7 protein-coding genes and 3 pseudogenes are annotated in these 9,532 nt (G+C 57.0%); 6 read left to right on the top strand and 4 right to left on the bottom strand.

Features of this window, described 5'->3' with window-relative positions; all coding sequences use genetic code 11:
- Positions 1–131, bottom strand: a 131-nt coding sequence (locus tag DID99_RS35275; RefSeq protein ID WP_148094694.1) for a transposase, incomplete at its 3' end; no start/stop codon positions are given.
- A 237-nt stretch (positions 132–368) separates the two neighbouring features.
- On the opposite strand from DID99_RS35275, the gene DID99_RS35270 reads away from it, so the two are divergent.
- From DID99_RS35270 to DID99_RS35255, 4 genes and pseudogenes are all read left to right on the top strand, one after another.
- On the top strand, positions 369–641 hold the full coding sequence (locus DID99_RS35270; protein ID WP_124668605.1) for a hypothetical protein: 273 nt from the start codon (positions 369–371) through the stop codon (positions 639–641).
- A gap of 43 nt (positions 642–684) precedes the next feature.
- Entirely contained in the window at positions 685–2,139 is a 1,455-nt protein-coding gene (locus tag DID99_RS35265) for a UbiD family decarboxylase (protein WP_124668604.1), read from the top strand.
- Between the two features lie 390 nt (positions 2,140–2,529).
- A pseudogene (locus DID99_RS38160) lies at positions 2,530–2,869 on the top strand (transposase); the annotation flags it as partial.
- A 526-nt stretch (positions 2,870–3,395) separates the two neighbouring features.
- Complete coding sequence (locus tag DID99_RS35255) at positions 3,396–4,901, top strand: UbiD family decarboxylase (protein WP_124668603.1); 1,506 nt, start codon at positions 3,396–3,398, stop codon at positions 4,899–4,901.
- A gap of 137 nt (positions 4,902–5,038) precedes the next feature.
- On the opposite strand, the pseudogene DID99_RS35250 reads toward DID99_RS35255, so the two are convergent.
- Positions 5,039–5,173: pseudogene (locus DID99_RS35250) on the bottom strand (IS110 family transposase); the annotation flags it as partial.
- Between the two features lie 1,037 nt (positions 5,174–6,210).
- Here DID99_RS35250 and DID99_RS38155 point away from each other — a divergent pair.
- Positions 6,211–6,357 carry a tannase/feruloyl esterase family alpha/beta hydrolase gene (locus DID99_RS38155; RefSeq protein WP_260444770.1) on the top strand — a complete coding sequence of 49 codons (147 nt, stop codon included), beginning with the start codon at positions 6,211–6,213 and terminating at the stop codon, positions 6,355–6,357.
- Between the two features lie 46 nt (positions 6,358–6,403).
- Here the strand turns inward: DID99_RS38155 and DID99_RS35240 are convergent, their stop codons facing one another.
- Positions 6,404–7,630 carry an MFS transporter gene (locus tag DID99_RS35240; protein WP_124668606.1) on the bottom strand — a complete coding sequence of 409 codons (1,227 nt, stop codon included), beginning with the start codon at positions 7,628–7,630 and terminating at the stop codon, positions 6,404–6,406.
- Between the two features lie 95 nt (positions 7,631–7,725).
- Here DID99_RS35240 and DID99_RS35235 point away from each other — a divergent pair, with 95 nt between their 5' ends.
- Positions 7,726–8,511, top strand: a complete 786-nt coding sequence (locus DID99_RS35235; RefSeq protein WP_124668602.1) for a helix-turn-helix transcriptional regulator — start codon at positions 7,726–7,728, stop codon at positions 8,509–8,511.
- Between the two features lie 123 nt (positions 8,512–8,634).
- On the opposite strand, the pseudogene DID99_RS35230 reads toward DID99_RS35235, so the two are convergent.
- Positions 8,635–9,455 (bottom strand): annotated as a pseudogene (locus DID99_RS35230) (Tn3 family transposase); the annotation flags it as partial.
- Between the last annotated feature and the right edge of the window lie 77 nt (positions 9,456–9,532).

The raw sequence follows: 9,532 nt of genomic DNA, 5'->3' as shown, positions 1-9,532 counted from the left end.
TCCGTGATCTGGTTCGGGTGCACATCGAACTGCTGCGCCAGTTCGGCCAGCGTGCGCTCGCCCTTGACCGCCGCCAGTGCCACTTCCGCTTTGAACGCCGCTGAGTGCGTCCGTCGGGTTCTCTTCGTCATGTCCTCGGTTCCTTTGCCGGCATTATCGCTGGCTCAGGCCCCGGGCATTCCACTTACCCGTCTGTCCGAATTTGTGCGGCCACCTCTCTGCTTCGCTTTTTTGTTTTTCTGCATCATTTTAATAATAATGATTCGCCGCCTTGACCATGGGATCGGAGTATTCCACTCTATGAGAGAATTGGCGCGCGAGTCATGTGCTCGCGATTACAGTGTGCTAACGACACGGATGGGGTCGCGATGGATACTATGTTTCAAGTACTGGTCGGGCTGCGTAATTCACTCGAGGATTCGGAATTCCGTGATCGCTTCAAGATCAGTCCGCTGGACTGTCTTAAGGAAATAAATTTCCCTGTTTCGTCCAGCGATTCGCTTATGATCTCGTTTGATACGCCAAGTGGCATCCCGTTTATCGCGGCCGATAAGCGCTGCTTTCATGGGGCGAGCGAAAGTGATCTGGCGCAAAATTCTAGACCGGGCGATTTACACTTTGCGGATTGTCTGACGCGCTGAATTGGCTCGGACGTGATGTCACCATAATTGACGAGGCATATCGATGCGAGATTTGCGTGAATGGCTGGAGCGTTTGCATGATACCGATCGATTGGCTGTAATGCAGCGAGGCGTTTCGCTACAGCACGAACTCACCGCGCTTCTGGTCGGCTTGGAGGGAAGGAAGGTGTGTTTTTTTCCTGAGCCATCTGGACACAAGGTTCCGGTTGTCGGTGGAACGCTAGGCAATCGCGCGTGGGTGGAGGAGGTGTTGGGTGTGACCACCGGCAACCTCCTTGCGCACGTTGGCCAGTCAATTGCTTCCCCTTTGGGCTGGGGCGTGGTGCCACAGGATCGTGCCCCCGTTCATGAGGTTGTCTACGAGCATAATATTAACTTGAGTTCGATCCTACCGGTCGTTACCACGAGTGAATACGATGGAGGGCCGTACATCACGAGTGGTTTGGTCAACGCGGCAAACCTGCAGAATGGAAAGCAGAATCTCTCTATCCACCGGATGCAGCTCCAAGCTTGTGATACGTTAAGTATTCTCATGCTGCCAAGGGACCTGCACGCGTACTATAAATTTGCGGAAAGCACGGACCGACCGTTACCGGTTACAATTACAATCGGTCATGATCCAGTGATTAAGTTGGCGTCGCAGGTGATGGCTCCGCGTGATGTTTGTGAACTAGAGATAGCCGGCGCACTGAAGCGTGAACCGTTGCGGGTGACTCGTTCCTATACGAATGAAATTTTTATTCCAGCCGACGCGGAATTTTCCATCGAAGGTGAAATTCTTCCGCATTTCCGCGCTCTTGAAGGCCCCTTCGGCGAGTTCGCCCGCTATTATGGCGAGGCCGGACTTCATCCAATTATCAAGGTAAAATGTGTGACTCACAGGCGTGATCCAATTTATGAGACAACTCTTCCTTCTGGATTTGAAAATATAGTGACTGGAGGGGTTTCGCGCGAAGCTGCAATGTTATTGCATATAAATGAAATATTTCCAAATGTAATTGATTTGAGATTGACGCCTGGCGGGGTTGGGCGTTTTCATCTCGTCATCAAGATGCATAAGCAGCAATATGGAGAGGCTAAGAACGTTATCGCTCACGCTTTGAGTTGTCACTATGATATTAAGCAGGTGATTGTAGTCGATGATGATATTGATATCGACGATCCTCTTCAGGTGGAGTGGGCGGTAGCAACCAGGTTTCAGGCCGATAGGGATCTGGTGATACTTCATCATGCACTGGGATCCAAGCTGGACCCCTCAGGCGATAGTGTAATGCGCGGGTTGAGTTCGAAGCTCGGAATGGACGCGACTCGTTACATGGACGGGCATCACGAGTTCTTCGTCGCGCGCGTCGCCAGTGCGAGCGTAATGCCGGGTCATCTATCGCAGCAAAAAGACAGCTCGGATTTTCTGCAGTACCTAAGAAGCGATGAGAAGTCGTCGGTCGAGGCCGAGGCGAGCGCCACGAGCGAGCCTGATGCCGCGAAACCATCCGCGTGAATATGAGTGACGACAGTTTCGTGAGAGCGTCCCGTCTGTGTGGCGGAATTTTTGGCAAAATTGTGTTGTTATTTTAGGTATTGGAAATCTAGCTATTTGTTGCCAATATGGCGACGGGGTCGTGTGGGTGGTGTGACATTCTCACGGGTGCTTATATTTGCGTGGAGAATCAGATTGAGGGTTTTCGTGTTGCGTCATTTTATTTGATGCGTCGGTGTTTGGGAGGTTTGTGGCGGCAAGGGCGTCGTAAAGGTCAAGATTGCATTTGATGGAATGCTCGAGATGAGGCTTTGTTCTTAGGGGTAGTTCAAAAATAACCTCGAAAGACTGTTGAATTAACCGGTGACCCGTTAATCTCAATCAAGCATCTGAGCAACGGGATCATGTGGACTGCAAGCGCCGATCGTTGATTACGAATTGTGGATGCTCACGGACCATTTTTGCCGTCGCTGAAATCGCGGCGAAACCTGGGACCGATTCCCGATTCCGAATTGGGCGGCATTAAATGGTGTCTTGTTCGTGTTCAAGACCGGCATACGATGGAATCATTTGACGACGCAACTTGGTTTCGGTTCGGGGGAGAACTGTTGGCGCCGGCTTCGCAATTGGCGCGAGGTTCACGTGTGGGAACGCCTTTACGAACTGCTGCTCGCCAAACGGCGGGCGGCCCGTCGCAATCGATTTCTCGCGTGCCGCCGTCGACTCATCATCGGTACGGGCCGTTTGGGGCTGACCCAAAACTGGGCTGAACCCCGCCGATCCCGTGCGCCGCAGTTCCAAGCATAAGACATGCTGACATTTACAAGGCATGAGGGATGCTGGGTGTGCCTGAATTAGGTGTGGCAAGGGGGCGTTAGCAATGTTGCGATTTTTCCAATCAGGGTAAGCATTGCAGTGCGTTTTTTGGGAGCGGCACCAAGTAGGGTGGTGAACATTCGCCTTTCTCGCTCTTGATAACGCTGTTCACCATCCGGCAATTTGCGTCAAATGCATGATTTCTGGTTGCGCGAGCAAAGCTGATATCTATTTTGGTGTCTGCCATTAGATCGATAAAGCCACGTCATTTATGTTATATAGGTGCGACCCGAGGAGCCCGGGTAGCCTTGCCGCTGAGATGGCGGAATATACTTGGCGACGATGTTTACGCTTACTAGCCAAATGCGGCGCTGGTTTTCAGATATTTATTATCACTTTGCAGTGTTGTGAATTTTGATGATGTATAAACCAAAATCACGAATGAAAAAGGGGTAAATGCTATGGAGGCACGTCGTCCTATTCATCTTTCGAGTCTGCGAGAGTATTTGTCTGCTCTGAAAGAAATCGGTGAAGTCATAGAAATAGATTGCGAAGTTGATTGGAATCTAGAGATCGGGGCAATTACGCGAAGGTGCTACGAGACGGGGGCTCCCGCACCTTTGTTTTCTCATGTAAAAGGATTGCCAGGTTTTCGTGTATTAGGTGCCCCAGCCGGAGTGAGTGCCCGAGTTGGGCAGCGTATGGCACGAGCCGCGATTTCGGTGGGATTGCCGCCGAGTGCGGGCGCACTTGATATTGTAGAAGCACTCTCCCGCGCTGAAGATCAACTCCCTATTCCTCCACGTAGAGTGCAAATTGCGCCCTGTAAGCAGAACGTTCGGATTGGAGATGATGTTGACTTAATGGCGTTGCCCACTCCGCTGATCCACGGAGGTGATGGTGGGCGATACCTTAATACGTGGGGTACCATTGTCGCGCGTACGCCTGACGGGGCATGGACAAACTGGTCAATCGCTCGAATCATGCTTCGGAATCGTAACACTCTCGTCGGCATTGTTTCCTCGCAGAAACACGTGGGGAAAATTCACGCAATGTGGCGAGCGGCTGGGAAATCCATGCCATTCGCGTTGTCACTCGGTCATGATCCAGTTATTCCATTTTTCTCTGGCATGCCGTTACGTGACGGAGTGTCGGAAGGGCCGGTTATCGGTGGTTATCTTGGTGAAGCTATTGATGTTGTGCGATGTGAAACCGTGGACCTCGACGTACCTGCATCATCGGAGATTGTGATTGAAGGTCATTTGTCATTGGATGAAGTGGACGAGGAGGGGCCAATGGCAGAATATCCGGGATATCTTATTCCGGATTCGAGGCAAATGCGTCCGATCTATCACGTTACGGCGATGACATGGCGTGATAATGCTATTTTGCCAATTGTCGCAGCTGGCTACCCACCCGAGGAAAATCACACCTGCTGGGGCATTGGTATTGCGGCAACAGTGTTAGCTGAATTGCGGCGATCAGGTTGGCCTGTCACTGCGTGCTTTGTTCCGTTCGAGGCGGCTTGTCATTTGCTTGTTGTTACTGTGCCGGTGAACTGGCGAGAAATATCTACATATAAATCTGCAAATGAATTCGCCCGTGCATTAGGTGAATTTGTCTTTGGGATGCGAGGGGGCACCGTCGTTCCGCGAATTTTGATTGTTCTCGATGATGTTGATCCAACCGACGCTCGAGATGTTCTTTGGGCTATTGCTACACGCGTGCACCCTGGCGACGGGGAATTGAATTTTCCGCATTTGTCCGCCAACCCGCTAAATGCCTTCATGAAGGCGAATGAAAAGCTTGCGATGTTTACGACTAAGTCGGTCCTCAATGGATTACCGAGTGACGATTGGTCTGAAAATGATGTGCCGATGCGTGCAGATTTCTCTACACTTTACCCAGATGCTCTTAGGCAACACATTAGAGATTCGTGGGTAAGTGGTTATGGATTTTTAGAATAATTGCAGGGATTTCGTTGGAATGATCGCCAAATTCAAAATGTAATCAAAGCGACTCAGTGGCTGTGTCGCGTAATCTCTCCGGACGGCGGTCGCGCCTCGATTGCGCTGGGGCAACGACTGAGTAACCGTCTTCGAAGTTAAGCGCGATGAAGTGATTCGTCCCAAGGCGTGTTGGTTCCGACGATGGCATTGAACATGGTCAGCAGCTTGCGCATGCAAGCTACCAATGCGACCTTGGGCAGTTTTCCGGCGGCTTTTAGCAGGCTGTTGAAAAGCGTCTCGCTTTGATGATCGGGGCACTGTTTAAAAGGGTTTCGTATGCGATTGGCCGCTGAGTTGCAGACGGATCGTGCCGGATGCCCCGCTGGTGAGCAGGCCGATCGGCGCGTTGCCGCGCAACGACTGCGCTTGGGCGGCTCATCGCGCCGCTCCTTGCGGCACCGCTGCCAGTGACCCTGCCCCGATTCCACGTACAGCAAGCCTAGGTGGAGCGCGACCGCCAGGCGGTAGAGGTGCGAACGGTGGCCGTCGATCAGGGCGCGCTCGCGGGTGGAGAACGTGAAGAAAGTGTTGAGTTCGAACTCGGTCAGCTCATGCGAGAAATGCCGCATCCCGAGATACGCCAGTCGCCAGTGGTCCATCGCCCGCACTCCCGCGCGAAAAACGGACTGTGCAGCGTAGCGGGGAAAAATCTGCGAAGCAATCGGGCATGCGAAAGGCAAATATCTGGACGCATCCGTCGTTACCGATGTCTTACAAAACCGTCAGTCAGGGGCGAGCCCTCGAACTGCGTTCGTCCTTCAGGGTTGAGCGTGCGCCGCGAGTCGCGCGATGCGCTCGCCGAACTGCTTGGGGACGCTTCAGAAAACGGAAAATAATGCACGTTTAGCCTGAGCTACTGGGCGGACGAGTTAACGAACCGGTCTAGTCTGCGTATGGTACAAATGGGATGACGCTCTGGCGGAAGGCTTGTTCCTGCAAATTTCGTGGGTTGCGGCGTGCGCCAACGGTAAGGCTGTCGATCTCGATGAGTCACGCGAGCGGATTTCGGGCGAGCTGACCGGGAAGCGACCCGCGAGGGTCCGGCTGGCCGATATTCAAAAGGTTGAGGATTGCTCCTGAGCGGGCCGAACCGGTCTGAGCGCGCAATCCGAAGTGTTCCTACAGCGCATCCGCGCGCATGTGTGACTTCTGGGATTTGTCGAAAAGGAAGTTGATTCGCCCGATCGCGTACGGGCATGCGGTCAGTTCGATGTTTAATGCGGCATAGGATTTACTGACAACGCTCGAAAACTGGGTTAAAAGCGGTGTGACGCCGCCCCCGCAAATCGTCGCGGACACGGCCGGCGTGCCGGGGCGCACGCGCCCCTTGTGTGAATGGCCGGCGTTTCCGCGCCAAGTCGGCTCGGGCGAAGTCAATCGCTCGTCGAGTTTCACTTGTGTGGCACAGCCTTGAGACGATCCGGCTGACGTGTGCGCAAGATGCCGGAATTCGTCCGATTTCACTCGTTCGTAGGAGGACGAAGGATCGGCCGAGGGCTGCCGATCCTTCGTCGCAAGCCCGCGACATGAGCGCCATGTAGCCCGACCATTGCGCCCGCGATGAACGTCCAGAATCCACTCAACGCGATCGGTGTATCGAACGGCAGCACGGCAGTCGCGGCAAGCGCCAAGCCGAGCATCAGGTAGTAGGTCACGCCGAACAGCGCGCCGGCGCGTCCGAGGCTTGCGCCGTAGTTGCGCAGCGCTGGCGCCAGGATGTTCGGGAGTGCGAGACCGAAGCCCGCGAAGACCGGCAGCGCGGTCACGGCCCACAGCGCGCCCGACTGCCCCCACGCGAGGACATATACCAGTTGGCAGACGACGCCGGCCAGCACGCAGATCAGCCCGAACAGCACCCGGCGATCCGGTCGGATCTCGACCGACAGCCGGCGGTTCCACGCGGCGCCGAGACTGCCGACGAGCGCCACCGCCAGCCCGACCCAGCCGAACCCGAGGCCGGGCAGATCGCCGACCATGAAGGGGCCGGCCGAATAGAATGAGAAGACGAGCGTATTGAGGCCTGCGACCAGCACAGCGGCGCGCCACAGCGCGCGATCCGTCGCCATGCGAAGCGCAAGACGCCGCAGCGGCGCCAGGTCGAGCGAATTCGGCCGCGTTTCGTCCAGATAACGTGTGCCGGCCAGCATCAGCAGCGCTACCAGCGCCGCGACGCCCCACAGCACGCTTGGGTAACCTTGCCAGTCGGACAGAAGCTGCCCGGCCAGCGGGCCGACCGCTGGCGACCATGACAGCACAATGCCGAGCGTCACGAAGTACTGCGTCAGCGTATGACCGCTCAGGCGGTCGCGTAGGATTGTCTGCGTGGTGATCGAACAGGTCGCCATGCCGGCTGCCTGCACGAAGCGGCCGGCCAGCAGCCATGCGTAGGCGGGGGCGGCGAGCGCGCCCAGCGTGCCGATCAGCGACAGCGCGAGGCCGAGCAGCAGCGCGGGGCGGCGTCCGTGGTGATCCGAGACGTGGCCCCACAGCAGCACGCCGACCGAAAAGCCGAGAAAGAATACGCCCATGACCCATTGCGTGTGGGCCGGGTCCAGGCGCCACGCGCGGGCTAGGTTCGGCAGCGCGGGCGCGAGAATGGTTTCCGCGATTTGCGGCAATGCCAGCCACGCGATCACCAGCCACTTGGGCGGCAGCGCGCGGCCGTTGCCGGCGAGGTGGGATTGCATGATGTTTTCCCTACGTGTGATGTCGTGTCGATAGCGTAGCAACCGGACGAAAGTTAGAATCACGCAACTCAGGCAAAAAACATCGCAAAACGGTCATGCCGCGTTATCTTCCCGAAGCCGTCGTCGATCCAGATATCGCGACCTGCCCGATCGCCGGGCTCGCGGTGGAAACGCGCGGGCATCGCTCGGACTGGCATACCCATCGGCGCACTCAGTTGCTGTATCAGGCCGAAGGCGCGGTGACCCTGTACACGGCCGACCGGGTCGGGCAACTGGCGCCGTCGCAGGCCGTCTGGTTGCCCGCCGGGCTGCGGCATCGCACGACGATGCACGGGAAATTCTCGTATCGCAGCCTTTATTTCGACGTCGACACGTATCCCGGTTTGCCCGTGCTGCCCACGATCATCGAGATCAATGCGCTCGCGCGCGAGCTGATTCTTCGCATCACGGAGTGGGCGACCGACGAGGCGCTGACGGCCGAGAAGCAGCGCCTCGTCGCCACGCTGCTCGACGAACTGGCAGCGGCGCACCGCGCGCCGCCGCATCTGCCGATGCCGCGCGAAAAGCGCTTGCTGGCCCTCGCGCAAGCGCTGCTCGACGATCCCACGTTGCCGTGGCCGCTGCGCGAATGGGGCGAGCGGGTCGGCGCGAGCGAGCGGACCCTCGCCCGGGCGTTCGTGCGAGAAACCGGGATGACGTTCGCGCAATGGCGGACGCAGTGTCGTCTTCTGGTCGCGCAGTCGCGCCTGGCGGAGGGAGCGTCGGTTACGGCGGTCGCGCACCAGGTCGGTTACGCGAGCGACAGCGCGTTTATCGCGATGTATCGCAGGCTGTACGGTGTGCCGCCGGGAAAGCGGACGCGCGCAGCGACTTCCACGTGAAGCCGGTTCCGGTCATCGGGCGGAAGGCGCTGCCATCGGGCGTGTGTAGGTGTCGAGTGCGCCGGATATGGCGTCAGAATAGATCGGTCCTGCGGCAAGTCGTGGTGGTTGCCGTACTTGGCGCTATAAGCCAGGCACTGGCCGCAGCGGCCTGAATTTGCCGGCCCCGAATTTCCGGTCCCGCTGCCACACGTAGTCGCCCGTCAAATTGATGTGCTCCCAGCCCAGCGGAGACAGATACGGCAGCAACGTGGAGTCAGCGGGCACGCCCAGCGCGTGCATAGCCTCGATCGCCCGCTCGAGATAGACCGTGTTCCATAACACGATTGCTGCGGTCACCAGGTTCAGGCCGCTCGCCATGTATCGCTGCGCCTCGAAAGCTACGATCGCGGATTTCACCCAAGCGATGGAAAAACACGGCGAGCGCGTTACGGGCTTCGCCCTTGTTCAGACCGGCGTGCACGCGACGGCGCAACTCGACGGTCCTGCAGCCAGTCGAGAATGAACAACGTGCGCTCGATGCGGCCGATTTCGCGCAGCGCCACGGCCAGTCCGTTCTGCCGTGGATAACTGCCGAGCTTGCGCAGCATCCGCGAGGCCGTGACGGTGCCCTGTTGGATCGACGTCGCCACACGCAACACTTGGTCCCGGTGCTGCCGGATGGGCTTCTCATCATAGGCGTCACCGATCATTGCCACCAGCGCCGGATAGTCCTTCGCGCTGCCGGGCACGTAGAGCTTCATGTCGTCAAGATCGCGAATGCGCGGCGCAAACTGAAAGCCGAACAAATGCATCTGGGCGAAAACGTGATCCGTGAACCCATTGGTGTCGGTGTAATGTTCCTTGATGCGCAGATCCGACTCGTGATACAGCAGTCCGTCGAGGACGTAGGTCGAGTCGCGCACGCCGGCGTTCACGAGATTCTGATGAAACGGCGCGTACTGAGTCGGACCTGAACAATCGTGCGAGGCGTATGCAGTAAGGCTGCGAAGCCGAAACGGTGTTGTTTGATTTGCAGGAA

Origin of the sequence: Burkholderia sp. Bp8986 (genome assembly GCF_003854225.1) — a bacterium.
GTDB lineage: Bacteria > Pseudomonadota > Gammaproteobacteria > Burkholderiales > Burkholderiaceae > Burkholderia.
Note: the sequence above shows the minus strand (reverse complement) of the source record. Positions and strands in the feature narration are given on the sequence as shown.

What these genes read in the sequence shown, in the direction of transcription:
- DID99_RS35270 (WP_124668605.1), top strand. Translation starts at nt 369, where the DNA reads ATGGATACTATGTTTCAAGTACTGGTCGGGCTGCGTAATTCACTCGAG.
- DID99_RS35255 (WP_124668603.1), top strand. Translation starts at nt 3,396, where the DNA reads ATGGAGGCACGTCGTCCTATTCATCTTTCGAGTCTGCGAGAGTATTTG.
- DID99_RS35240 (WP_124668606.1), bottom strand. Translation starts at nt 7,630, where the DNA reads ATGCAATCCCACCTCGCCGGCAACGGCCGCGCGCTGCCGCCCAAGTGG.
- DID99_RS35235 (WP_124668602.1), top strand. Translation starts at nt 7,726, where the DNA reads ATGCCGCGTTATCTTCCCGAAGCCGTCGTCGATCCAGATATCGCGACC.
- DID99_RS35265 (WP_124668604.1), top strand. Translation starts at nt 685, where the DNA reads ATGCGAGATTTGCGTGAATGGCTGGAGCGTTTGCATGATACCGATCGA.